Below are 25,580 nucleotides of genomic sequence, written 5' to 3' on the forward strand. Positions count from 1 at the left end.
AATTTTAATATGTATAAGTGAAACAATCAAAAGTAAGTTTCATATGATATATGTTGGATATAAGGGGGCTTAGAAGTGAATCAAATGACACTGCTGCGGAATCCGAAGCAAAGGAAATTACTCTTCAGTGCAGGCTTAAGCTGGATGTTCGACGCGATGGACGTCGGGATGATTTCTTTTGTTGTAGCGGCTTTAGCCAAGGATTGGAATCTGGGACCGGAGCAGATAGGTATATTGACAAGTATTAACTCCGTGGGCATGGCTGTGGGTGCTGCGGCAGCAGGGATATTAGCCGATCGTTTTGGACGTAAACCGATACTTCTATGGACACTCCTAATTTTCTCGGCTGCGAGTGGGTTATCGGCTTTTGCAACAGGCTTCGGAATACTCTGTGTACTTAGATTTATCGCTGGATTTGGACTAGGTGGGGAACTGCCCGTCGCCTCAACATTAGTGTCTGAAAGTATGCCTGCCCGTGAGAGAGGCCGTGCGGTTGTGCTACTAGAGAGCTTTTGGGCGGTTGGATGGATCGCTTCTGCTTTAATTGCATTCTTCGTGATTCCTGATTATGGCTGGCGTGTAGCATTCGGTATTGGTGCTGTTCCCGCTCTATACGCTCTATACTTAAGACGTGCTATAGACGATTCACCGAAGTTTGCTGAGATCAAGAAGGCGCCTGTGTCCTTGAAAAAACGTATCACAACAGTATGGTCACCAGAGTATCGTCGTTCTACGATTATGCTGTGGATTTTATGGTTTACTGTAGTGTTTTCGTATTATGGGATGTTTTTATGGCTACCTACAGTTATGGTACTTAAAGGCTTCAGCTTGGTTAAAAGCTTCGAATACGTGCTTATCATGACGCTAGCTCAGCTGCCGGGTTACTTTACTGCCGCTTACTTCATCGAAAAGTTCGGACGTAAGTTTGTCCTGGTCCTCTATATGCTGTTCACTGCCGTTAGTGCGGCATGGTTCGGAAATGCAACTACAGAAGGTATGCTGATGGCGGCCGGGATTTGCTTATCGTTCTTTAATCTCGGAGCATGGGGTGGCATGTACGCTTATACACCAGAGTTGTACCCAACAACTATTCGCTCAACAGGCGCTGGTTTAGCGACTTCCTTTGGCCGGATTGGCGGCATCATCGCTCCTTTGTTAGTAGGGGTGCTGGTAGGTAAATCTATAGCGATTGGCTCGATCTTCATGTTATTTTTTGTAACGATTATTATCGGTGCGTTAGCGGTGCTCTTCCTAGGAAAAGAGACAAAGGGAACGGAGCTCCTGTAGAGGATAATTCTTCATTACATACTTGATGTTAATCTACCAACAATGCTAAAATTTAATAAGAACAAAACGGTTCCTTCACAGTTGTGAACAGGGCCGTTTTTTTTAACATTAGAAACTATATATTTAGGGCCCCCGCAAAGAAGGCGTTATGCTTGCATTAGTCCTTCTTTTATAAGAACGGAGCGATCGAACATGAGTAAGGATAGGAATCAGCCTCATTTCACGGAATTAGTCTGGGAAAGTACGGAACAAAACGTTCCTATTCCCCCGCGAAATTCATCAGAACCAGCGCTGCCAAAGTTATCTACTGCAAATGTAGGGAAGCCTAAAGCGTCGTCTGAACCTTCTTTACAGCTTCAGCTTTGGGATCTGGAGACCGACACGCCGGAGCCTGTGACAACCACCGAAGGTCAGTTTGTAGCTAGAGCGAAGGAGTTGGAACATAGAACCGAGGATTCGGCGCTATTTATTCCTTTTAAGAGTTACTGGCCAACGTATGGTCATATGACGGGCACGCAAAGTAGATGGTATTTTTATTGGCGCAATGAAGTTAGACAGGGTAGATATCCGAAAACGGATCTTTCATATATTTTTCTGCACGTGTATGAGCTTATTAATGGTGTAGGTTGGCAAGATCCTTATGATGGCTATAAGCAGCTCAGTCAAATCTGGGAAGCTTATCGTGAAAATTATAAACGTCTGGATCAATATTTGGGTGGTTGGATCGCGGACTTCTCGTTTGTTCATCATTTGAATGTGCCTCTATCTTTAATCGTTGCTCGTTCACGCGGTCTTGCCGGAGATCTGGCAGAGCTAGAGTTAGAGAGATGTCTTACTGTAGCTCCTGAGCAGTTAACCTTTACGGTATTAACAGCAATGTCAGACTACGATATTAGTAAATCGAAGTTTTATATGGGGGAAGGTAAAGAAGCCCTTGAACGATATATTCCACAGGTAGTGGCATTAATCAACGCTTATGTCAGTCGGAAACATGGCTCGAATTTGGTTGAAATGTTCCCACCAGGCCCCTCAGTAATGAGGGAGCGTTATTTATTTCGTAGCGCCGTATATGATATTTCGCTATATGGTTATTCAGTGCTTATACCGGTTGTGCGTATCAGTAAATCTCCACCGCTTCGCAGTTTGATTACAAGGCTATTCCGTTTGACTGAGAATAAATTACGGGAACTGCTGGGGTATCGAGGACGGCTCAAAGGGGTTAATGTGGATGCGGATATGGATGACCTTATCACTCGTTTTCTGAAGCGGGAATTTGAGAAAGAGAAACAGGAAGATAAGGGGCCGGCAGTAGTTATTGATCGTGAGAAGCTTGAAAGGCTGCAGAGTGATTCCGAGATTGTACGAACTATGCTTACGGTTGAGGAAATGAATGAGCTGGAAGAACTTGAGGATAGCGGTTTTGAGATTACTAATGAGGAATCCGAGCTTGAAGAAGTAGTAGAAAAAGAAGAATTTGAAGATATTGAAGATGAAATCATTGTACCGCTTCAGTCTCCTGAGCCTGAATTAACTATAGAAGAAATTCAATCTGCTAACGTAGATACGGAGTGGGAGCAGTTCTCTAATGCTTTAAGTCCACTCCAACACGAAGCTCTGATTGCGTTTATGAACGAGGATGGAACACAAACCATACAGAAGATAGCGGCTGCAAATGGCACGATGTCAGAACTCTTGATTGATGAGATCAATGATATCGCAATGAACATTCTAGGTGATTTGATCATAGATGGTGAAGAAATTGCAGAAGAATATAAAATTCATCTGCTTAATATTTAATGGGGTGAACTTTGGATGAATGGTTTAAAAATACCCAAACGTATGACGACAGCGCTAGTCAATTCACTGACAGCCGGTGTGGTTCCGCGTATCGGACTAGAACATATAGCCGTTGGCCGCCGGCCAGAGATTGAAGCGATATTGAGAGATATGGATAATATTGCGGAGGGTGGAGCTGCTTTTAAGCTGATTACAGGCAAATTCGGTAGCGGCAAAAGCTTTCTTTTGCAGATGATCCGTAATTATGCGATGGATCGGGATTTTGTAGTAGCCGATGCGGATCTATCCCCTGAACGAAGATTAGTGGGAACGAAAGGACAAGGTCTTGCTACATATCGAGAGCTGATGAGTCATTTGTCTACCCGGACACGTCCAGATGGAGGCGCTCTGGAGATTATTTTGCAAAAATGGATCATTACGCTTCAGCAGTCTGTGATGCAAGAGAATGAATATGGCCCTGATCACCCCCAGCTTGGAGACGAAGTTGAGAAACGAATCTATGCTGTAGCCTCCGAAATGCGCGGTTTGGTACATGGATTTGATTTTGCCAAAGTGCTGGCTACTTATTGGAATGCACATAAACTCGCTGACGATGAATTGAAGCAGGATTCCCTTCGCTGGCTAAGAGGTGAATTCGCTACTCGAACGGAAGCACGAAAAGCACTTGGTGTGGGCGTGATTATTGATGATGATAATTGGTATGATTATATGAAACTGTGGGCGGAATTCACTTCTGCTATCGGTTATAAGGGACTGCTGCTATTCATTGACGAAGGCGTCAACCTCTACAAAATCACGAACAGTATCTCACGTCAGAGTAACTATGAAAAGCTGCTTACAATGTTCAACGATACGATGCAGGGCAAGGCAGAAAGCCTAGGGATTTTTATAGGGGGGACTCCGCAATTTGTGGAGGATGGACGGCGTGGATTATTTAGTTATGAAGCGCTGCGTTCAAGATTAGTTGCAGGAAGATACGGCGCAGCAGGTCTGAACAATTATACTGGGCCTATTATTGCACTGGACATGCTCTCACATGAAGAAATTTTGATCCTTTTGCAAAAGCTTAGAGATATTCATGCCCTTCATTATGGTTACGAAGCACAGTTAACACAGGAACAATTGGTTCATTTTATGGAAGAAGCTGTGGGCAGATTAGGGGCAGACGAGCTCCTGACTCCGCGTGAAGTGGTGCGTGATTTCATGGATCTACTTCACACCTTACACCAGCATCCGGAGATCTCTTTCGAGAAGTTAGTGGGCGAACGAACCTCTAAACCTGCTGATACTGAACAAAATGAGTTAGATGGATTCCTCGCGGAGTTTGAATTATGAGTGATAATCCGTTTTATAGGCTGGCTCCCTTTATTAAAGAGTTTATCTATAAGAACCGTTGGGAGACTTTGCGTGAGGCGCAGGTGGATGCCTGTCGTGTGCTGTTTGATACGCCGCATCACTTACTGATTGCTTCGGGTACAGCTTCAGGTAAGACAGAGGCGGCTTTTTTTCCAGCGCTTACTGAGCTGTATGAACGTCCTTCCGGTTCGGTTGGTATTCTGTATATCGCTCCGCTGAAAGCATTGATTAACGATCAATTTACAAGGCTGAACGATTTGCTCCGTGAAGGCAATATTCCGGTATGGCACTGGCATGGGGATGTTCCGCAAGCCGATAAGACGAAACTGGTGCAGAATCCTTCCGGCGTGCTACAGATTACCCCTGAATCGCTTGAAGGACTATTGATGAACCGTCCGAATGCTATCCCGGCGCTGTTCCATGATCTCCGATATATTGTCATTGACGAGGTGCATGCCTTTATGGGTGCTGATCGGGGGATTCAGGTTCTGAGTCAGCTGGCGAGAATCTCACGAATGGCGGGATGTCATCCGCGTAGAATCGGTCTATCGGCTACGCTTAGCGACTATGCTTCGGTGACGGAGTGGCTGGCGGCAGGTACGCGGGAGAGCGTAGAGGTGTCCGCTCCACAGGGCGGGCGTAAGCTCCGTTTAAGTGTGGAGCATTTCTCTTTCCCGGATGCACGGGATGAAGTGCAGGCGGAGCATTTAGAACGCGCGAAGCAGTCTTATTACGATTTCATTTATGATCATACGCATCTTAAGAAAGCGTTGATCTTCACGAATAGCCGCTCGGATGCGGAGACGGCAACCCTTGAGCTGCGGAGAACGGCCGCGAAGCGTGGGGAACGGGATGTTTTTCACGTTCACCATGGCAGCATCTCCGCGATGCTCCGCGAAGAGACGGAAGCCGCGCTGCGGCAAGGCTCCGGTCCTGCAGTTGCGGCAGCGACATTGACGCTGGAGCTGGGCATTGATCTAGGAGAGCTGGAGCGGGTGCTCCAGGTCGGGGCTCCTTATAGCTGCGCAAGCTTTGTGCAGCGACTCGGCCGCTCGGGCAGGCGCGGTGACGCCGCATCCGAGATGATCTTTGTCACGCCCGAGGAAGAGGATGAGGAAGCACAGCTTCCGGCACGGATGCCTTGGACGCTGCTTCGAGCGATAGCGGTTATTGAGCTATATGTGCGTGAGAAGTGGGTTGAACCACTGGTGGTGCGCCAGCTGCCAGTCGGGCTGTTATACCATCAGACAATGAGCATATTGAAGAGTATGGGGGAGGCGGAGCCGGAGGATTTAAAGGAGGCTGTACTAAGCTTACCTTCCTTCAATAGCATTGATCCTGCGGACTACGATACCTTCATGACTTATATGCTGGGCATGGGACAAATCGAGAAGATGGATGAAGGCAGCTTGATTATTGGGATGGCGGGGGAGAAGATCGTGAACAACTTCCGCTTCTACGCAGTCTTCAAAGACGATGAAGAGCATGTTGTCTATAACGGGACTGAAGAGATTGGCTCGATCACAACTGTACCACCACCGGGTTACTGTTTTACTCTGGCAGGGAAGCTCTGGAAGGTAGAAGAGGTCGATAATCGACATAAAGCTGTTTATGTAAAAACCTCACGCGGTAAAGTGGATACGTTGTGGCTTGGAGCGGGCGGGGATGTGCATACACGAATTATGACCAAAATACGTGAAGTGTTAGGCGCAACATCCTTGTATCCGTATCTTGCTCCGAGTGCGGCTGCGCGGCTTGAACGAGCTCGTCGTTTAGCGAAGGAAAGTGGAATGCTTGAACGTTCCGTTATGCCGGCAGGTGGTGATTCGATGTTTATCTTACCGTGGGCGGGTAGTCGGCAATTCCGTACACTAGAGCGCCTTCTCAAAAACAATTTGAAGAGCTCACAGGGACTTCGATCTATCGTGCCGATGGAACCTTATTATATGGTGGTTGCAGGCAAATCAGATGCAGAAACGCTGGAAGCGGAGATCATCGCTGAGAGTATGGCTGCCGTTGATCCTTTAACATTATTATCTCCAGATGAAGCACCCTACCTCGGAAAGTATGACGAGTTCATCCCGCATGAGCTGCTGCGCAAAGCTTTTTCTTTGGATGGATTAGATGTTCCAGGGCTGCTAGAAGTACTAAAACAATGGCGGCAACCACAGTAACTATCTTAAATATTTTTAATCGAGACGCCCGCTTATGCGGGCGTTTCTTTATGTTCGGACGCACAGCAACGTGTATCTCCTTGCGCCGATCTAGACTTTCCTCCTATTCCATAAGTTGTATAAAAACAGGGCAGGCAGAGAATAGTATCTAGAAGATTCCTATTAAAGGATGATAACGATGTGGTCTAAAATAGTCTCTTATATTCCAGATTGGACAGTTTTTATGCAGGCAGCCATCACGCTGCTCTTTCCCATAGGGTTATATTACCTTTACAAGCATTTGTATTTTTATGTTGGAAGCGGACGTTCCAAGGAGTCAGGAGCTGACTCTCAGGAGGAACATAAGAAGGCAGACAATGAGGGAGTAAAACAGCAGCAGGGTGCGTCTACAGTGTTTACGCAAGATTATGATGCCGACCTAGCGGCGATAAGAACGGCCTTGGGGGGGAATAGTGATGTGCATTTTCGTGAATTTTCAGTCAAAGGTATTCAGGCACGTGCCGCATTGGTCTATGTGGAGGGCATGCAGGATGAAGAGCTAATCAATCAACAGGTGTTGCAAAATCTGATGTTTGCCGGTGAAATGCAAGCTTCGGAAGGAATATACACCTATATGAAACAGACTATGCTCCCGCTGGCTCAGCTTAGTGATGCTAGAGATTTGGACCATCTGCAGGAGTCTGTCCTGTTTGGATACACTGCACTGATTGTCGAAGGCATGCGTGAGATGCTTCTGGTTGGCTTTCCACATGGAGCAGTGCGCGCAATTACTGAGCCAACCTCGGAAGCTTTACTGCGGGGACCTCGGATTGGCTTTACCGAAGTGCTCAGTGAGAATACCTCTATGCTGCGGCGTCAAGGGCTCAATAAGAATCTGGAAATGAAAAGGGTTGAAGTGGGTAGCGAAATTAAGAAGAGTCTAGTTATCGCTTATATGAAAAACATTGTAAATCCTGATCTGCTACAGGAAGTGAATGAACGGATCTCCAAAATTGATATGGATTTTATTCTGGAATCTGGCTATGTGGAGCAGCTAATCGAGGATGATTATTTAAGTCCATTTCAGCAAACACAGAATACAGAAAGACCCGATCGAGTGATTGCCTCTTTATTAGAGGGGAGAATTGCAATTTTGCTGGACGGCACACCGTTTGCACTCATAGTTCCAGTGACGTTCAGTATGCTTTTACAGTCTCCCGAGGATTATTATGAGCGCTGGTTTCCAGGTACACTTTTACGGGTGTTACGGTTTTGCGCAGCATTTCTGGCGCTGTTAGCCCCTGCGCTTTATATTTCCTTTATCTCCTTTCATCCGGGACTAATTCCTACTCAGCTGGCCATTTCCATAATTGAAGCACGCCAAGGTGTACCCTTTCCTGCTTTAATTGAAGTACTGATTCTGGAGATTTCCATTGAAATCTTACGTGAAGCTGGAATTCGTCTGCCGAAGCCCATAGGTCCGGCAATGGGAATTGTCGGAGGTCTGATCATTGGAGATGCCGCGGTACAGGCTGGTATTGTAAGTCCCTTTTTAGTAATTGTCGTAGCCGTGACAGCTATCTCTTCGTTTTCCATACCGATGTACAGTGCTGGAATTACCCTCCGGATCTTACGATTCGCAGGTATGTTATTTGCAGCGGTCCTGGGCATGTACGGAACCATCCTGTTCTTCCTGCTGATTTGCAGTCATCTGACTCGCCTTTCAAGCTTCGGGGTTCCTTACATCACGCCTATCTCGCCCTTTCGGGTAAGTGACTGGAAGGATTTATTTATCCGTGCACCGTTATCCATTATGAAGCGAAGACCGGAGATGCTGAAGACCCAGAAGAAAAATCGCAAATCCTAGAGAATGTATTCTTGCAGGAGCAGGGGGGAGACCACAGTGTTCAAACGTACGGATGACAAGATCACAACTTCGCAAGCTGCCATAGTATTGACCAATTCGATGCTGGGTGCCGGAATTTTGACCTTGCCAAGAGATCTTGTCAAGGCTGTACAGACTCCTGATGCCTGGGTTTCTGTGGTGCTGGGTGGTGTCGTCGTGTTTATAGTGATAATGGTTATGGTGAAGCTTAGCCAGCAATTTCCAGGTAAAACTGTCTTTCAGTATTCTAAAAAAATTGTTGGAAATCTTCCAGGTGGTGTACTGAGTTCTTTGTTGATTCTGTACTTTATTGTGATTGCGGGCTTCGAAATCCGAGTACTGGCGGAAGTAACGTTGTTCTTTCTTCTGGAAGGGACTCCAATTTGGGCGATTGTGATGCCGTTCATCTGGGTAGGCACCTATTTGGTGTATGGGGGGATTAATTCCATTGCCCGTGTGTTTCAAATTGTGTTTCCGATCAGTATCTTTATTCTGATTATTTGTTTTATTTTAAGCTCCAGAATATTTGATATCCATCATTTACGCCCTTTTATGAGTGAAGGCCTGATGCCGGTCATTCGGGGGATGAAGTCGGGCATCCTGATCTTTACTGGATGTGAGGTTGTTATGATCATGACGGCCTTTATGGAGCATCCGCAGGAAGCGGTTAAAGGGATGATGGTCGGATTCTGTATCCCGTTGGTACTGTATTTGGTAACTGTTGTGATGGTTATTGGAGGTCTGTCCATCAATTCTGTAATCACCAGTACCTGGCCTACGATAGATTTGGTACGAAGCTTGGAAATTTCAGGATTCTTTTTTGAACGATTTGAATTTCCTTTGTTAGTCATATGGCTGATGCAGATGTTCTGCAATTTTTGCAGTTTTTTCTTTAATGCGTCACTTGGAATTTCGCAAGTGTTTAATCTTAAGATCCATCCGGTTATGTTCGCCTTAATGCCTGTAATTTTCATCTGCACGATGATTCCTCAACGCATCAACGATGTCTTCAGTCTTGGTGAATCGATTGGCTATATGGGTGTGCTGATTTTTATGTTGTTGCCACTGTTATTGTCGATCGTATTACTGATCAGGAAGAAAGGACTCAAGCAGAATGTTTAGACAGAGGGTAATACACTTACTAATAATATTCATGATTCTGCTTACGCAGCCTGGTTGTTGGAGCAGTAAAGAGATTGAAGACCTGAGTGTTATTACGGGATTGGCGCTTGATAAGGGGGAACCTAGAACGCTCGAACGGGAATTTGAGGAGCGTGGAGGGAGCTACCCAAAGCATAATAAACTTACGGCAACCGTACAAATTGTGCCTGAAAGAACAATCGGGAACTCCGGTAAAGAAGGCGAAAAAACCAAAACCCATTTTTACAATATTTCAGAAACAGGGGATTCTCTGCTTGAAATATTCCGTCAGTTCTCCATTCGCAAGAACCGTCCGATTATAGGCCATCACCTTAAGGTTATCGTCATATCAGAGGATCTAGTGCAAAAGGCGAAGATCAGACAGTTAATGGATTTTGTACTCCGAGATAACGATATCCGTCCCAGTTGTCTCATATTTCTTAGCCAGGGGCTCGCGTCCGATTCGCTTATGACGACTGAGGAGGAGATTCCTTCCTTCCGGCTGGTGGAGATGGTCCGTAACAATTTCAGAACCAGTAAAGTTATGAAGGGCATAACGCTATCGAATCTAGATGCGCTTATGTACTCCAAGCAAAGCTTTGTGTTGCAGAACGTTATAGAGGCACATGGTGAGATCAAATTTTCCGGAGCCGGTATAATCAAGGGAGATACAGGACATTGGATCGGAAATCTCGACCAAAATGACGTGGAGAGTATTGCCTGGATCAAGGGGGATATAAGAGGAGGGAGTCTCAAAGCATATGATCAGTCGAACGAGTCGATTACTTATGAGATTAAATCCGTTAAGAGTAAGATTACGCTGAAAGAGACCGATGATAAGAAGATATCATTTCATGTTGCAATTGAGTCCACTGGACGCCTAATAGAGGATTGGAATGTTGATGCGCATTCCTCGGATGTTGATTATTTCAAAGAACTAGAGAAGATATTCGAAGAAAAACTAACCCAACAAATCAATGCTCTTATCAACAAAATGCAATCCACTTACAAAGTGGATGTAGCAGGATTCGGAGATTGGTTCAGCATTAAAAAGCCTCATGTCTGGAAACAGATTAAGGATCATTGGGACGAGGAATTTACTCGGATTCCAGTGACCTTTGATCTAAAGCTTAAGATTACCGATTTTGGTACAACTTCTGATTGAACGAATTTCCAGACAGAATATCGAAAATATTGTTAATCGAAGCACCCCAATTAGCGGGTGTTTCGTTATGTTCGGACATATATTGTATTTTTCTAGAAAAAACAAACCATATATCTTAAATTTGACACCTTGTTGAAAGCGCTTAACAGTACAATAATAAGCCTATAACGAAAATAGGGGGCGTCAAACAATGGTCAGCAAAAAAATGAAGGCAACTTCAACAATTGCGTTATCAGCAGCTTTGGTTTTAAGTATGGCAGCGTGTGGAAATTCAAACAACAACGAGAGTAAAGGCGCTACAGAGTCGAAAGGAAATACAGCTACGAATGCTCCAGATGCCGGAACTACAAAAACCGAAAGCGGTAAGAAGGTCACGATTACTTTTCAAAATATTTACCCGGATCCAGCAACACCTTCTTATAAGATGCTTCATGAATTAGTTGACCAATATGAAAAAGAAAACCCTAACATTCACATCGAACTGGATACTTTAAATACGGACCAGCAAAAGGTCAAATTGAAAACACAAGCCGCTTCCAAAGAAATCCCTGATATTACGATTGTTAACCCGGCTGCACAAATGAAACCTTTCGTTGATGCAAAGCTGTTTGCTCCTCTGAATGACATGCTGGATCAAAATGGACTGAAAGACACTTATCAATCCGGTCTACTTGATTACTACAGCTTCGATGGTAATGTTTATGCGCTGCCAGATGGTAATAACATCGAGGTAGTCTACTATAATAAAGAACTCTTCGAGCAAGCGGGCATCGCAGACACTCCTAAAACATTCGATGAATTACTCCAAGATGTAAAAACCTTGAAAGCAAAAGGCATTACGCCAATCGCGATCGGTGAAAAAGATTCCTGGACGGGTTCATTCTTGTTCATGAATATCCTGCTTCGCACCAATGGAGGCCCTGGTTTCCTTCAAGACGTACTTGATGGCAAAAAAACATTTGAAGATCCTGCTTTCATAGAAGCTGTAGATCGTTTCCAAGACCTCGTGCAAGCAGGTGCATTCCCAGATGGAGCAACTTCCATCGATGCTAATGCAGGTGGTAATATCTTCAAATCCGGTAAAGCCGCTATGTGGGTTATCGGTTCATGGGAAACGGGTGCAATTGACGCATCCTCAGTTGCTGGTAAAGCAGGAGCCTTTCAATTCCCAAGTGTTAATGGTAAAGGGGATCCAAATGAATTCATGCTCGCACCAGGTAGCGCCTTTGCGATTTCTGCAAACAGTGAGCATTTACAAGAAACGAAAGATTTCTTGAATTTCTTCACACTGAATCTTCCTAAAAAACAATTTGAACTTAAAAATGCTGTAGGGATTGGTCAAAAAGTGGATGGAGACCTGAAAGGCGCAGGATATTCTGATCTGGCGATCAACATTTCAGGATTGTTCAATCAGGTTAAAGGTGGCGACTTGGCCTTTGACAACACCATGAACCCAGCTACCGCACAAGTCCATCTAAGCAGTATCCAAAATCTTTTTGTTCAAAAAGTGGATTCCGCTCAAGTAGCTAAAGAACATCAAACCGCATTTGAAGCTAATAAATAAGAAGGTTTTGAAAACGCGATGCGAGGGTGCTTAAACGCTTCTTCGCATCGTGTTTACATTCTAGGGGGCGGAAATAATGAAGGTACTAAAGGTTCCAGCGCGCACAATCGCCGTCTTCGTGTTACCTTGCCTGCTTTTGTATGTGTGCTTGGTGTTTGCTCCTATACTAGTATCCTTTTATACAGGATTGCTGCAATGGGACGGAATTACGACTACGAAAACATTTGCTGGACTTGATAATTTCAAAGAGATGTTTTTTCATGATCCAGTGTTTTGGCCATCTGTAAAGAGAACGTTACTCTATGCTGTGGCTTCCATGGTGGAAATTCCATTTTGTTTATTGATGGCTATCCTGCTAAATCGGTACGTGAGAAAAGGAAACACTTTAGTTTCTATTTACTTTACGCCGGTTATTTTGTCGGTGGTTATCATTGGGCAGCTCTGGAAAACGATCTATGACCCTGTCTCCATGGGCGGGATGTTGAATGGCGTCCTGATCTCTCTTGGGCTGGATAGCTGGACTCACAATTGGATCACAGAACCTAAAATTGCGATGTTTGCGCTTTATGCAGTATCTCTTTGGCAATATTTTGGCTACCATTTGCTGATTCAATATACCGGTGTTCAGAATATCCCGGATGAGCTGTATGAAGCGGCAAAGATTGATGGGGCTGACGGATTCAAAGCCGATCGATATATTACTTTTCCGCTGATTATTCCAATCTTTAAAATATCTATCGTACTCGCCTTTATAGGATCTTTGCAGGCTTTTGATCTCGTTATGGTCATGACAGCCGGTGGACCCGCTCATGCTACAGATGTTATTTCCACACATATGTACAACAGTTCTTTCTTATCCTTTAAATATGGATATGGTAGTGCTATCGCTTCGTTCTTGGTCATACTGTGCCTTGTGTTTACTGCTAGCATTAATACTATCTTTAATAAGCTTGAGAAAAAATTCAGTTAGCAAAGGAGTGCGCGATCATGCGGAATGTCAAGAAAGGACTCGTGTATCTTCTCTTTGCGATTCCTGTCGTTACCCAGCTATATCCTCTGCTATGGCTAATGCTCTATTCCTTGAAGACCAACGAAGAGATTTTGGGAGGAAGTTTTTTCTCATTTCCTAAAGTATTTCAGTGGCATAACTATAGCGAGGCTTATAAGTCGGGTAGCTATCTAAAGTATTTATCTAACAGTGTAGTGGTTACCGGTGTAACAATGATCTTCGTCATCCTGCTTAGTTCGATGGTAGCTTACGCGATCTCACGGTTCCGTTGGCGTTACGGCAACTTGGTCATGACGATCTTCTTAATGGGGATGATGATCCCCATGCAGGCCACCTTGCTTCCGCTGATGATCATTTTCAAAAATATGCATATTCTGAATACACACTTATCGCTCATATTGCCTTATGTAGCTTTTTCAACCCCAATAGCGGTGTTCATATTAAGTGGCTTTATGAAGAGCATTCCGCATGAAATCGAAGAATCAGCCTTTATTGATGGGGCGAGCGTATATCGGATCTTCCGCACGATCATTCTTCCTGTGTCCGTACCACCGGTAATGACTGTGTGTATTCTAACGTTCATCAACATTTGGAATGAGTATATCTTAGCGGCCACCTTCATTTCTTCCGAGAAATTGAAGACCTTGCCCTTTGGCGTGTACACATTCGTTAGTCAGTATTCTGTAAACTATGGGAATATCGGCGCATTTCTAGTGATGGGTGCGTTACCCGTCATTTTAATCTATTTCTTCTTATCCAATCAGATTACAAAAGGAATGGTGGCGGGTGCAGTAAAAGGATAAATCTATATTGCAAATTACAATAATGGAATTATAATGAAGAAGCAGCAGGACAGATGAGTTTGAGGAGGGAAGCCTTTTTGAGAAACAGCTTTCATTCCATCCACCATCGATTGTTTTTGCTGTTTCTTTTTTGTATGTCTAGCATTCTATTAATTGTGAGTCTGCTCTATTACAACCGGACAACCGTACAGTTTCATGAGAAAATAAGTGATTTGTCGCAGAAGAATGTCGCTCAGACGGCGGATCTATTCAGCTTACTGTACAAAGGGTATGATAGTCTCTCTAAATCACTCAGCAATAACTTTGAATTGATACGTTTGATTAATGAGACAAGCACAGAGCCCGCGGTAGCTTACATCAATGAACAGACAATTACCAATATTTTAGGAGCTATATTTTATTCTCGGGATGATCTCGTAGGTATTCATGTCATTACAGATAAAGGTAAGATCTATAATTACGGAAACTATATGAATGTGGTTGATCCCGAATATATGAAGGAAGATTGGTACCACCAGCTGCAAGCTTCCTCCGGTAAAATGGTCTGGCTCGGCGTCTATGAACATTCTCTTATCGATCAAGTGGAGGATAGCCCTGTGTTTGCCTTCGGCCGTCAGATTTACGATCTCAATGAACACAAACCGATTGGCATTGTTCTGTACGAGACGAATCCGAAGCCTGTTCTGGATGCGCTGGATAATGTGAAGCTGGGTGAGCATAGCCAGGTGTATTTAATGTCGCAGGATGGACGATTCGTATCCTCTGCTGAAGATCAGGAACCTGATTTAACTCAGCTACCGTCTTTGCAGAACTCCCAGAATGTTGTGGTCGAACAGACAGCCAACCGTCTGCTTGTCGCTTCTAAACTGTCCTTCTCTGGTTGGTGGGTGCTTAGTATCACACCTAATCGCGATTTAAATGTAGAGCTGGTAGAGATGAAACGGTATCTGTTCATTGTATTTTCGATTCTTGTTCTCGTCTCTACTTTGATAGCTTCTATTGTTTCACGAACGATTTCTTTGCCGCTTAAAAAGGTGATTCGAGAGATGAAGCAAGTGGAGATCGGTAATTTTCGGGGAATGGTGAATGTTTCATCTTATCAAGAGATTAATATTCTTGTTGCTTCGTTTAATCGGATGGTTCGCCGGATCGAAGAACTAATCGAGCGGGTAAAACTTTCTTCCGTCAGTGAGAAGAATGCTGAGCTTCATGCCTTACAATCTCAAGTGAACCCACATTTTCTATACAATACTCTGGATATGATTTATTGGATGCTGGATGAGGAAGGGAATGAGCAACTAGGTGAACTTGTTCTCTCGCTATCTTCGATGTTCCGGTACAGCAGTCATTGGGAAGTTGACGTAGAAGTCACGCTACGAGAAGAACTGGAACAAATCGGGCACTATCTAAATATTATTTCTATCCGGCTGGAAGGTCGTCTACGGATTGAGATAAATATAGATGAACGATGGCTTGAAGTTCGCCTTCCCAAGATGACTGTACAACCGGTCATTGAAAATGCTGTAAAACATGGCTTGGAATCGCTCGATCGTCAAGGTATTCTGAAGGTGAGTATACTTGAAGAAACTGGAGTGCTGAACATCGTCGTTCAAGATAATGGCAAAGGTATGGATGCAGAGAAGCTGAATGCGCTGGTGGAATCCTTGGATCGACCAACAACGAAAGAAAATGGAAAAATGGGGATCGGTCTTCAAAATCTGCATCGGCGGCTCCAGCATATGTTCGGAGAATCCTATGGTCTTGTGATTCGAAGCTTACCTGGAGAAGGAACCGAGGTTGCTATCATGCTGCCGATTCCGCAGGAAGGAGAGCTTAGTCGTGAACATTCTCATAGCTGATGATGAACGGGTGATCCGAGAAGGCATTAAGCGCACTATAAGAAGTATCTACCCAGATTATTGTGTACATGTTGCTGCGTCGACAGAAGAAGCTGTCAAGATTATGGAGGAACAGTCCATCCATATCGTCTTAACAGATATTCTTATGCCCGGTATGAATGGTCTAGAGTTCATGAGGATTTCTAAGCGGCGGTATCCTTATGTCAAATGGGTGGTCATCTCTGCACACAGTGAGTTTGCCTACGCGCAGGAGGCAGTTCGTCTTGGAGCGAGAGATTATCTACTAAAGCCGATCGGTAAAAGCAAGCTACTTGAGATCATCAGTGACTTGGTGCTAGAAATAGAGCAGGATCATAAGTTCATAAAAGATGAAGACCGGCTAAAGTCAAGTCTGAAATATTTAAGAGAAGGTGTATTTCAGAGGCTCGCTTCTGGTTTTAATCTCGGTAATTTAGACATCAGCCAATTAATAGAAGACCATCAATGTTTCTATTTGATTTTGCTACAAATGGAGGCGGGTGATAAAAACATCCGGATAGAACATTTTATTGTAGAGAATGTGTTAACTGAGCTGATAGAGCGTGACGGGAGCGGTTTTGTGGTCAGCTATGACCGCCAGAGTCTGCTGGGATTAATCACCTTAAGAGAAGAAGCACGATTAGAATCTTTTCTGGAAGATGGGCGGACCTATTTGAAGCAATATTTAAAAACACCTTTCCAAATGATCCATTCCGGACTTAGCTACGATATAAATACTGTCCCTCAGATCGTAACGAGCTTAAGAGAGGCAGTGAATTCGCAAGTATTGGATTTAACGCCAGCGAAAGGTAGTGGCGAAAAAGCCATCGACATCGCATTGCAGTATGTAAAGGAACACTATTTCGAAGACCTTACTTTGGAAAAGATTGCTTCCGTTGTATTTCTGAATCCGGTCTACTTCAGTCAATTATTTAAACAGAAGACGGGTCAAGGCTATAAAGAATATGTGACATCCTTACGATTGGAGCAAGCGAAGCTGCTGCTAGTAAACTCGAAGCTTAAGGTGGCAGAAATCGCCGAACGTATTGGATATCAGGACATGCGACATTTTACACAGATGTTCCGCAAGCGGTTCCTCGTAACTCCTACGGAGTATCGTCAGCAGCTTAACAACGGAACCTACTGAATTCTGTTCATAGGAAAGGAAAAAGGATCTCTGCAGCCATTAGGTTGGCTATAGAGATCCTTTTTTGTGTGTGGATCAGTAGGGGGTGTAACTTGCTGCTGCGTATATAAAAATAATAAAAAATAAAATTAATATGGCGTAAAGTAGAGTGCCGACAATCCCGCATACCAGACCCGCAATAGCTAAGCCTCTACCTTGCTCATACCGAATCCGTATTTCTTTAAGGGATAGGGCAGACAGAATAACCGCTACAATCCCTAACAAAAATCCGATATAAGGAACAATTATGGAAAGCACTCCTAAGACGAAACCAGCAATTGACTTGCCATTCATCGGTGTTGGTGGAGGCGGGGGAGGATAATAGTTTTGATTCTCGTTTGGCCCATAACTCATGCATATCACCTCCTATCAAACGTGTTATTGGCTGTAGTTAATCCAGTGTTCAAGCTGTACACAAGGAACGAGTCCAATAGATTCAGCTAGTCTAATGGAAGCTTGATTTGTTTCAAGCACATGATAGCGTGGAATAAACCCTCGTTCTAACGTTTCTTGTATGGCGGTTTGGACCACCTTTTTCGCATATCCGTTTCTTTGAGAGGATTCTAAAGTATGTACAGCGCCGATTTCCCAGATGGTTTCTTCATTGCGGAACGCTAAGCAGGTACTGACCGGATTGTCGTCTAGGAAAATTGACACGGAAAAAGCCCCGTTTTGAAAATAGTCTACTATTTCGTCTTTCGTGTAATGATTAGCGGCCCACAGCGGAATTAAACTGTCGTCAACCACATGACTGATAACAACATCTTCGTCCTTCGGAAAGATTTGTCCCTCAGCTGTACTGTATGAGTAGAACCCCCGGACTTTCTCCATTGAAAAATGTGATGATAATGCCTCTTTATAGTTCACGTCTTGCAGTTTAAAAACAATTTTTGCTTGTGGAGGCAACAATTGAAACAGAGCCGGAAATACATCTGGGCTGCTGTAATCCATAAATACGATGTAATCCGCTTGAGGATATACTCTATGATCATATGCGTACGCTGAAGCAGGAAGAAGCAATAAAACACCCCATTGATTTCCTTGCTCCACAAGATGAGACTCCATGACTTCATGGAATGAGGTTAGCATTTTTAATAAACTGACATTCTTTAACGGTTCTTTGCGCAATCTGGTCATAATTCGGTCATTCTGGTGCATGTTATTTACTCCCCGCTCAATATATTTCAATATAAATTGCACTTATGCAGATCATTGTATTTAGGATAATTATTATATCGCAGAAATACGTCAGCTTGACAGTGACTGCTATAATGTATTAGGAAAATAAAGCTTGCTGTTTGATGCAGCATACGTAATCGGAGGCACAGAATTTCATGACACAATCTATCACACCCGCTGCAGTTCGTGTAGGAGGAGGCCTAACTAAACAATTTATACTTATATTAGCCATTGCATCAGGTTTAAGCGTCGCAAATATGTATTACAATCAGCCCCTTTTGGCTGATATAGGACGAACATTCCATGCATCCTCTAACGCAGTAGGATATGTATCGATGCTTACTCAGATCGGTTATGCGCTTGGGATGTTATTCTTTGTTCCGTTGGGCGACATCCGTGAACGAAGAACACTAATATCCGGACTTCTTATTGCTGTATCACTATCACTTGTTGGTTTCGCTACAGCTCAGAACCTTATTTGGATGTATATCGCCAGTTTTGCTATTGGCATAACTACGGTCGTGCCGCAGGTCATCATTCCTCTCTCGGCGGAGCTCGCTTTGCCAGAAGAAAGAGGTAAGGTTATTGGAACCGTAATGAGCGGGCTATTTTTTGGTATTTTGCTGGCAAGAACAATATCCGGAATTATAGGAGATATGTTCGGCTGGAGAGCCATGTACTGGATTGCCGCAGCTATAATGCTATTGTTATCCCTTATCTTATACCAACTAATTCCAAAGACGAAACCAGAAAATAATTCATCCTATTCAGATCTACTGAAATCAATGGGGAATTTGATTCGCAGATATTCGACGCTTCGTGAAGCATCATTGATTGGTGCTTGTATGTTTGGTGGCTTCAGCGTGTTCTGGACTTCACTGGCTTTCTTTCTAGAAGGTGAACCTTACCACTATAGTAGCTCTATCACAGGCTTGTTTGGATTGATCGGTGTAGCAGGTGCTGCGGGCGCTCCATTTATCGGTAGGTTAGCTGATAGGATCGCACCGAAAAAGATAGTAGGTATACTACTATTGCTGACATTGATTGCTTATGGATTCTTCGGTTTAGCTGGATTTACAATTTGGAGCCTGATTGCCGGTGTTATTATCCTGGATCTTGGAGTACAAGGGTCACAGGTTAGTAACCAAACACGAATCTATGCACTTGAGCCGGCGGCGCGCAGCCGAATAAATACGGTGTTTATGGTTAGCACTTTTACAGGTGGAGCTATTGGATCAACACTTGGAAGCTTTGCATGGCAGCATTGGGGCTGGAATGGCGTCTGTCTGATGGGTGGAATGCTAATTGTGGCCGCTATATGCATATGGATAGTCTATAGAGGAATTGAGAAGAAGACATTCAACGCAGGAGGTGCATGAGCATCGCTCAGAAGACGAAAGTCGTAGAAGTTGTCCCTTATGATCCAGAGTGGAAGGTAGAATTCGATAGAATAAGAGAACAGTTATTATCTTATGTTGGCGACCTCATTATTACGATAGAGCATGTGGGGAGTACTTCCATTGAAGGACTCGCTGCTAAACCCATCATAGATCTTGATCTTGTAATGGATAGCTACGATGTACTCCCACAAATCATAGAACGTTTACAACAGCATGGTTATGAACATCAAGGGAACTTGGGAATCGAGGGCAGGGAAGCCTTCAAAAGACCTCAAGCGGACGAATTCATGAAATATCATCTGTATGTATGCCCTAAGGATGGAAAAGGGTATTTGGAGCATATCGCTTTTAGAGACTATCTCCGTTCAAATGCGGAAGCACGTCAAGCATATGCAGAAGTCAAACAGCATTTGGCGGAACAACATCGCTACGATATGGATGCTTACTGTGAAGGAAAGACAGCGTTTGTCACCTCGATTTTATCAAAAGCCATGAAATAACCCATAAGCAATCATATGCCAGATCGAAGATGGCTTCGATATTCACTGGGGGACATACCGCTCCACTTACGGAACTGCTTGGAGAAATATAACGCATCATTGAAACCGACCGAAGAGGATACCTGGTCGATGGTGAGCGTTCCTTCAAGCAGTTCCTTTGCTTTATCCATGCGAACCTTTAACAAATATTGCTTGGGTGACATTCCGATCTTTTGCTTAAAGGCCTTAGAGAGGTGTGCCCTATGATAACCAAGAGAGGATGCCATATGGTCGATACTGATCTGTTGATGAAATTGGAGAGAGATCCAGCGGATCGCTTGATTGATCTGGCGGTCGATAACATCCGGTAATTGTGCGGATTTAGGGGTTAGCGAACTTATGTTCGCAAGACCGAATTTGTGCACCAGAAGGCGCAGCCACCCAGAAGCCTCCAAACTTTCCAACCTTGGATAAGCAGACTGCTGAAAGGAAAAACGAATATGCTCATACAAGTTATGTATCTCTACAAGGTTATCTAAGTGTATTATCGGCTTGTCCGGTGTAATCCCCACTTCTTTAAATAGCTGTTGAACGGCTTCCCCTTGCAAGGCCACCCATACATAAGTCCAAGGCTGTTCCATGTCTGCCTGATAGCTGAATAATACCCCTGGGAAAATAACAAAGGTATCTCCTGTACCACATACCTGAGAGTTACTTCCACTCTGAAATATGCCTTTTCCATCTATTACGGTATGTATAAGGTAGTAATCGTGAACAGATGGCCCCATTTTATGTCCAGGAACCGGTTTGCCTTCACCGCTGAACAATACAGTCAGGTCGGGTTCATCTGGAGCAAGATTAAGCCCTGCTGAGAAATGATAATGCTCTGAAGCCATTTGCTTCTGACCTCCTATACATGATTTGAATTACAATTAGATTATAGGACATATCACTAAAATGCAACAAACATCCATATATGAATTGTATTTCTCCATACTCATTGAGACCGCTCTCATTTATAGTGAATAGTGAAGAGAGAGACGGATATCCTCTGACATTCTAGTGTTTATAAGGGGAATTCATTGAGGTTTTCTGAGTGGCTAGCGATGTCGAGACCGTAGAACTCACTACTTAAGGAGGAATATTTCATATGTCCAAAATTACATTTATCGGAGCGGGTAGTACTGTATTTGCAAAGAATGTTTTAGGAGATTGCATGAGAACTCCAGCCCTTCAAGGCTTTGAGCTTGCCCTATATGATATTGATCTTCAGCGCCTAAAAGATTCCGAGAATATGCTGAGTAATATAAAAGCAAGTAGTGGCAGTACTTGTATCGTGAAATCCTATACGGATCGTAAGGAAGCTTTGCGCGGAGCTAAATATGTGATTAATGCGATTCAGGTCGGGGGTTACGATCCTTGTACCATTACAGACTTTGAAATTCCGAAGAAATATGGCTTGCGTCAAACGATTGCGGACACGGTTGGTATCGGTGGCATTTTCCGCAACTTACGCACGATTCCTGTCATGCTTGATTTTGCGGCAGATGTGAGAGAGGTTTGTCCAGATGCTCTGTTCATGAATTATACGAATCCAATGGCAGTATTGACCAATGTGATGAACACTTATGGTGGTGTGAAGACTGTTGGATTATGTCATAGCGTACAGCATTGTATTCCAGGCTTATTCGAGCATCTGGGAATGGATCAGAAGGGTGTACAGGCTAAGATTGCAGGGATTAACCATATGGCTTGGCTACTCGAGGTTACGAAGGACGGAGAGGACTTATATCCGGAAATCAAACGCCGCGCTGCCGATAAGCAGAAAGAGCATCACGGGGATATGGTTCGTTATGAAATGATGCTTAAATTTGGTTACTATATTACGGAGTCTTCAGAACATAACGCAGAGTATCATCCTTATTTTATCAAACGTAATTATCCTGAGCTCATCGAACGCTTTCAAATTCCACTCGACGAGTACCCACGCCGCTGTGTAGAACAAATTGAACGGTGGCAGAAGATGCGTGAAGAATTAGTAAATAACAAAGAGCTTGTACATGAACGTTCGCATGAATATGCGTCCTACATTATGGAAGCCATCGAAACGAATGTACCTTTCAAAATTGGTGGTAATGTTATGAATACAGGTCTTATCACCAATCTTCCGAAAGAAGCATGTGTAGAAGTTCCGTGCCTTGTAGACCGCAGTGGTGTCACTCCAACCTTCGTGGGAGATCTGCCTCCGCAGTGTGCCGCACTGAATCGTACGAACATTAATACACAATTGTTAACAATCGAAGCAGCGATTACTCATAAGAGAGAGCATATTTATCACGCAGCTATGCTCGATCCGCACACTGCCGCCGAACTGTCGATGGATGACATTACGAATATGTGTGATGAGCTGATCACGGCCCATGGAGACTGGTTGCCCGCGTATAAATAAATTGCATATTTCTAAAATTTTTAAAATCTAAAGCCTGAGAAATCAGGCTTTTTTTGCATATATCTGTCTAGGACAACTGGGGTCCTACGGAATACACATATATGGACACCTAAATGCGGAGGTGAAGCATGATGATCATTGAGAACTATACCTTAGCATCGTCCACATCCCATGCCACCCCTTATTACGTGATCAGTGGCGGGCTCCCTGGTCCTGTGTTTATGGTGGTGTCCGGCATACACGGAAATGAAACGGCAAGCATTCGTGCGGCGAAAAACATCGTGAATCACTTAAGACAAGGAGAACTATATATTTACCGTGGTACGCTTATTATTGTTCCCCTCATGAATCAAAAAGCTTATCGCAAACGAATTCGGGGCGTGCCCGATTTGAACCGAACGTTTCCGCGTACTCGGAATGGATCTGCCAAACATCCGTTATCCGTAGCCTTGCTTCAATTAGTACGGCGTTATCGCCCCACCTGGTACCTTGATCTCCATGAAGCGAACGGTTTGTCTCAAAGAAATCCGAAACGCCTCGGTCAGTCTATTATTATTAAGCCGGGGAGCCAAGGTACGGTTACGGCAAGACGTCTCATAAAAGACATTAATCGTACAATCGCTAATACTTCTTATCATTTTAATATCCGTTTACGAGAGCGCCCCGGCTCGTCACGTTCAGCCGTCTCCCGCATCATAGGAGCGAAGGCATTTACTGTGGAAACATGCTGGAGTCTTGATCGTGACCTTCGTATTCGCTATCAGATAGACATTGTTAGTCGCTTTTTAAGAAGTGCTGGATTGATGTGATGATGATTAGATATGCTGTATGCCAAGCAAGCTGACCCTGAGTTCATAGGAATCGGCTTGTTTTGTGTGAATTTGAAAGATCATTGACAACAATGGGTATAGTGTATATATTACATATATACATTGAATACACATAAACTAGGAGTGAGGGCACGAGTTCATGAACATATTGATATCCAACACTTCCGGTGAACCCATCTATGCACAGATTGTAAGTCAGATCCGCCAGATGATCCTGCAAGGAGAGTTAGTCTCAGGTACGCCTTTACCTTCTATTCGATTGTTAGCCAAAGAGCTGCAGATTAGCGTAATTACAACAAAAAGAGCTTACGAAGAACTGGAGAGAGAAGGCCTTATCAATTCCATTGTGGGAAAAGGCTCCTTTGTTTCTGGTGCGGATCAGGAGTTTATTCGTGAACAACGGTTACGGATCATGGAGAACAAAATGAAGGATATTATCGACGAGAGTAAAATGTTAGGGATTGATTTTGCTGAGTTCAGTGAGATGTTGAAATTGCTGTATGAGGAGGAGACAGAATGAACGATGTCATTCAATTGAATCAAATATCTAAAAAATATGGCCATTTTAGCCTATGCGAACTTACGTTCGGTATCAAGGAAGGATATATTACGGGGTTAATAGGACCCAATGGGGCAGGGAAAACAACATTAATTAAAATGATGATGGGTATGGTACAACCCGACCAAGGAAGTATCGAGATTTTCGGCAAAGAAAAAACCGTAAAGAATGCAAAGTACAAAGAGCGAATTGGGTATGTTTCCGATGAGAACTACTTTTACGATCAATTAACCATCGATCAGATGAGTAAGATGATTGCTCCCTTTTATAGTCAGTGGGATAAAGAGACTTATAGGAAATACATAGAGATGTTTAAGCTTTCCCCGCGGAAAAAGATTAAAGAACTCTCTAAAGGGATGAAAATGAAGTATTCGCTCGCCATTGCTTTATCACACGGTGCAGATCTGCTCATCATGGACGAACCTACTGCAGGTCTTGATCCCATATTCCGAAGAGAACTGCTTGATATGCTTAGTGATCATATCCAGGATGAGAAGAAATCTATTCTTTTCTCCACGCATAACACGACTGATTTAGACCGGATAGCGGATTATATTGTTTTTGTGAATGAGGGGAGGTTAGTTTTTAATGAGATGAAAGAATCTCTCCCTAATAAATATATGCTGGTAAAAGGCAACAAGGAGTTGCTTGATCGGGATGTGCGGAAGTGTTTCATAGGGATTAAAGAGACAGCACTTGGTTTTGAGGGGCTTCTTAACCACAATTCTGAGGAGGCGCGATATTTTAGAGATCAAGCGATATGCGAAATACCTACCCTGGAAGAAATCATGTATTTTACGGTAAAGAGAAACGCTTTGTATGTCTAATCTCTTGCTGTTGATTCGGAAAGACTTTATTCTCCTGGGGAATTTCATTCCTTTATTTCTCTTGAGTATTTTGTTTGTCGCATATGTACAATTGGATAGCTCCAGTATGTTTGCTACATTTCAATCTTTACTATTGCTCGTATACTCCTGTTCAATGGATGCACAGAATAACAACACAAAGTTTGTTTTAGGACTGCCAGTAAGTCGGCAAGAGATGGTCTTGGCTAAATACTTATCATTGATTCCTTATAGTTTCATCGGTTTAGTTTGCTCTTTAGCTTTGTTTCTAATTTCCTTTTCATTTGGATATTCCATTAGTCCAGTGTATTGGATAGGGGTATCTTTAACGTTATTTATGATTCCTTTGACTGCGTCTATTTATCTGCCGATTCATTATTGGCTTGGTAACAAGAACTATCACTTTAATATCCTTTTTAATGTAGTTGTAACGATAACCACGATAAGTGCTGGATCTTCACTCAACAATTCATCTTTTTTCTTAACAATAACCCACTTAAAGCTGCAGGATCATCTGGTACAGACAGCTTTGATAGGGATCGTTTATCTATTCATCTTGTACTTCTCATATAAGATTTCACTACGAATGTTTAGCAGGGAAGAGTTATAAGCTAAGG

The 25,580-nt window shown here is 43.5% G+C and carries 22 protein-coding genes; 19 read left to right on the forward strand and 3 right to left on the reverse strand.

Translation table 11 applies throughout. The features are described 5' to 3' along the window. Nucleotides 1-84: 84 nt before the first annotated feature. The 12 genes from NSQ29_RS10925 to NSQ29_RS10980 all read left to right on the forward strand — a co-directional run bounded on the left by NSQ29_RS10925 (nt 85) and on the right by NSQ29_RS10980 (nt 17,183). Nucleotides 85-1,287, forward strand: coding sequence for an MFS transporter (locus tag NSQ29_RS10925; protein ID WP_405176754.1), 1,203 nt, complete (start codon nt 85-87; stop codon nt 1,285-1,287). A 192-nt stretch (nt 1,288-1,479) separates the two neighbouring features. Then, nucleotides 1,480-3,084: a TerB N-terminal domain-containing protein gene (locus NSQ29_RS10930; protein WP_341125025.1), complete on the forward strand. Its 1,605-nt coding sequence runs from the start codon at nt 1,480-1,482 to the stop codon at nt 3,082-3,084. A gap of 15 nt (nt 3,085-3,099) precedes the next feature. Next, complete coding sequence (locus NSQ29_RS10935; protein ID WP_341125026.1) at nt 3,100-4,419, forward strand: ATP-binding protein; 1,320 nt, start codon at nt 3,100-3,102, stop codon at nt 4,417-4,419. Continuing rightward, nucleotides 4,416-6,614, forward strand: coding sequence for a DEAD/DEAH box helicase (locus tag NSQ29_RS10940; RefSeq protein WP_341125027.1), 2,199 nt, complete (start codon nt 4,416-4,418; stop codon nt 6,612-6,614). The genes NSQ29_RS10935 and NSQ29_RS10940 overlap by 4 nt, the downstream gene beginning before the upstream one ends. A gap of 178 nt (nt 6,615-6,792) precedes the next feature. Next, nucleotides 6,793-8,460: a spore germination protein gene (locus NSQ29_RS10945; protein WP_341125028.1), complete on the forward strand. Its 1,668-nt coding sequence runs from the start codon at nt 6,793-6,795 to the stop codon at nt 8,458-8,460. Nucleotides 8,461-8,496: 36 nt separating this feature from the next. Beyond that, nucleotides 8,497-9,600, forward strand: coding sequence for a GerAB/ArcD/ProY family transporter (locus NSQ29_RS10950; RefSeq protein WP_341125029.1), 1,104 nt, complete (start codon nt 8,497-8,499; stop codon nt 9,598-9,600). Further along, on the forward strand, nt 9,593-10,783 hold the full coding sequence (locus NSQ29_RS10955) for a Ger(x)C family spore germination protein (RefSeq protein WP_076283629.1): 1,191 nt from the start codon (nt 9,593-9,595) through the stop codon (nt 10,781-10,783). Before NSQ29_RS10950 ends, NSQ29_RS10955 begins: the two co-directional genes overlap by 8 nt. Before the next feature lie 190 nt (nt 10,784-10,973). Next, nucleotides 10,974-12,347, forward strand: coding sequence for an extracellular solute-binding protein (locus NSQ29_RS10960; protein ID WP_340969814.1), 1,374 nt, complete (start codon nt 10,974-10,976; stop codon nt 12,345-12,347). 76 nt (nt 12,348-12,423) lie between these two features. After that, nucleotides 12,424-13,317, forward strand: coding sequence for a carbohydrate ABC transporter permease (locus tag NSQ29_RS10965; RefSeq protein WP_341125030.1), 894 nt, complete (start codon nt 12,424-12,426; stop codon nt 13,315-13,317). Between the two features lie 17 nt (nt 13,318-13,334). Then, nucleotides 13,335-14,159 (forward strand): carbohydrate ABC transporter permease, encoded by an 825-nt coding sequence (locus NSQ29_RS10970; protein ID WP_042188564.1) that lies wholly within the window; start codon nt 13,335-13,337, stop codon nt 14,157-14,159. A 77-nt stretch (nt 14,160-14,236) separates the two neighbouring features. Beyond that, nucleotides 14,237-16,018, forward strand: a complete 1,782-nt coding sequence (locus NSQ29_RS10975) for a cache domain-containing sensor histidine kinase (RefSeq protein WP_341125031.1) — start codon at nt 14,237-14,239, stop codon at nt 16,016-16,018. Beyond that, entirely contained in the window at nt 15,999-17,183 is a 1,185-nt protein-coding gene (locus NSQ29_RS10980) for a response regulator (protein WP_341125032.1), read from the forward strand. Before NSQ29_RS10975 ends, NSQ29_RS10980 begins: the two co-directional genes overlap by 20 nt. Before the next feature lie 75 nt (nt 17,184-17,258). On the opposite strand, the gene NSQ29_RS10985 is transcribed toward NSQ29_RS10980, so the two are convergent. Together NSQ29_RS10985 and NSQ29_RS10990 are read right to left on the reverse strand one after the other, a co-directional pair. Beyond that, nucleotides 17,259-17,576 (reverse strand): DUF4190 domain-containing protein, encoded by a 318-nt coding sequence (locus NSQ29_RS10985; protein ID WP_042188558.1) that lies wholly within the window; start codon nt 17,574-17,576, stop codon nt 17,259-17,261. A gap of 24 nt (nt 17,577-17,600) precedes the next feature. Continuing rightward, the gene (locus tag NSQ29_RS10990) at nt 17,601-18,380 is read right to left on the reverse strand and encodes a GNAT family N-acetyltransferase (RefSeq protein WP_341125033.1); all 780 of its coding nucleotides are present in this window, start codon (nt 18,378-18,380) and stop codon (nt 17,601-17,603) included. Between the two features lie 176 nt (nt 18,381-18,556). On the opposite strand from NSQ29_RS10990, the gene NSQ29_RS10995 reads away from it, so the two are divergent. Then, complete coding sequence (locus NSQ29_RS10995; RefSeq protein ID WP_076283635.1) at nt 18,557-19,780, forward strand: MFS transporter; 1,224 nt, start codon at nt 18,557-18,559, stop codon at nt 19,778-19,780. Further along, the gene (locus NSQ29_RS11000; protein WP_341125034.1) at nt 19,777-20,301 is read left to right on the forward strand and encodes a GrpB family protein; all 525 of its coding nucleotides are present in this window, start codon (nt 19,777-19,779) and stop codon (nt 20,299-20,301) included. Before NSQ29_RS10995 ends, NSQ29_RS11000 begins: the two co-directional genes overlap by 4 nt. Before the next feature lie 11 nt (nt 20,302-20,312). Here the strand turns inward: NSQ29_RS11000 and NSQ29_RS11005 are convergent, their stop codons facing one another. After that, a complete protein-coding gene (locus NSQ29_RS11005) occupies nt 20,313-21,176 on the reverse strand; it encodes an AraC family transcriptional regulator (RefSeq protein ID WP_341125035.1) in 864 nt (287 codons plus the stop codon). A 254-nt stretch (nt 21,177-21,430) separates the two neighbouring features. On the opposite strand from NSQ29_RS11005, the gene NSQ29_RS11010 reads away from it, so the two are divergent. From NSQ29_RS11010 to NSQ29_RS11030, 5 genes are all read left to right on the forward strand, one after another. Further along, nucleotides 21,431-22,729, forward strand: coding sequence for an alpha-glucosidase/alpha-galactosidase (locus tag NSQ29_RS11010; protein ID WP_339795957.1), 1,299 nt, complete (start codon nt 21,431-21,433; stop codon nt 22,727-22,729). A gap of 131 nt (nt 22,730-22,860) precedes the next feature. After that, complete coding sequence (locus NSQ29_RS11015) at nt 22,861-23,538, forward strand: succinylglutamate desuccinylase/aspartoacylase domain-containing protein (RefSeq protein WP_340974854.1); 678 nt, start codon at nt 22,861-22,863, stop codon at nt 23,536-23,538. A gap of 160 nt (nt 23,539-23,698) precedes the next feature. Beyond that, nucleotides 23,699-24,079, forward strand: coding sequence for a GntR family transcriptional regulator (locus tag NSQ29_RS11020; protein WP_341125036.1), 381 nt, complete (start codon nt 23,699-23,701; stop codon nt 24,077-24,079). Beyond that, entirely contained in the window at nt 24,076-24,945 is an 870-nt protein-coding gene (locus NSQ29_RS11025; RefSeq protein WP_341125037.1) for an ABC transporter ATP-binding protein, read from the forward strand. The genes NSQ29_RS11020 and NSQ29_RS11025 overlap by 4 nt, the downstream gene beginning before the upstream one ends. Beyond that, on the forward strand, nt 24,938-25,573 hold the full coding sequence (locus NSQ29_RS11030; RefSeq protein ID WP_341125038.1) for an ABC-2 transporter permease: 636 nt from the start codon (nt 24,938-24,940) through the stop codon (nt 25,571-25,573). Before NSQ29_RS11025 ends, NSQ29_RS11030 begins: the two co-directional genes overlap by 8 nt. Nucleotides 25,574-25,580: the final 7 nt, after the last annotated feature.

This window comes from Paenibacillus sp. FSL F4-0236 (genome assembly GCF_038000135.1).
Lineage (GTDB): Bacteria > Bacillota > Bacilli > Paenibacillales > Paenibacillaceae > Paenibacillus_AQ.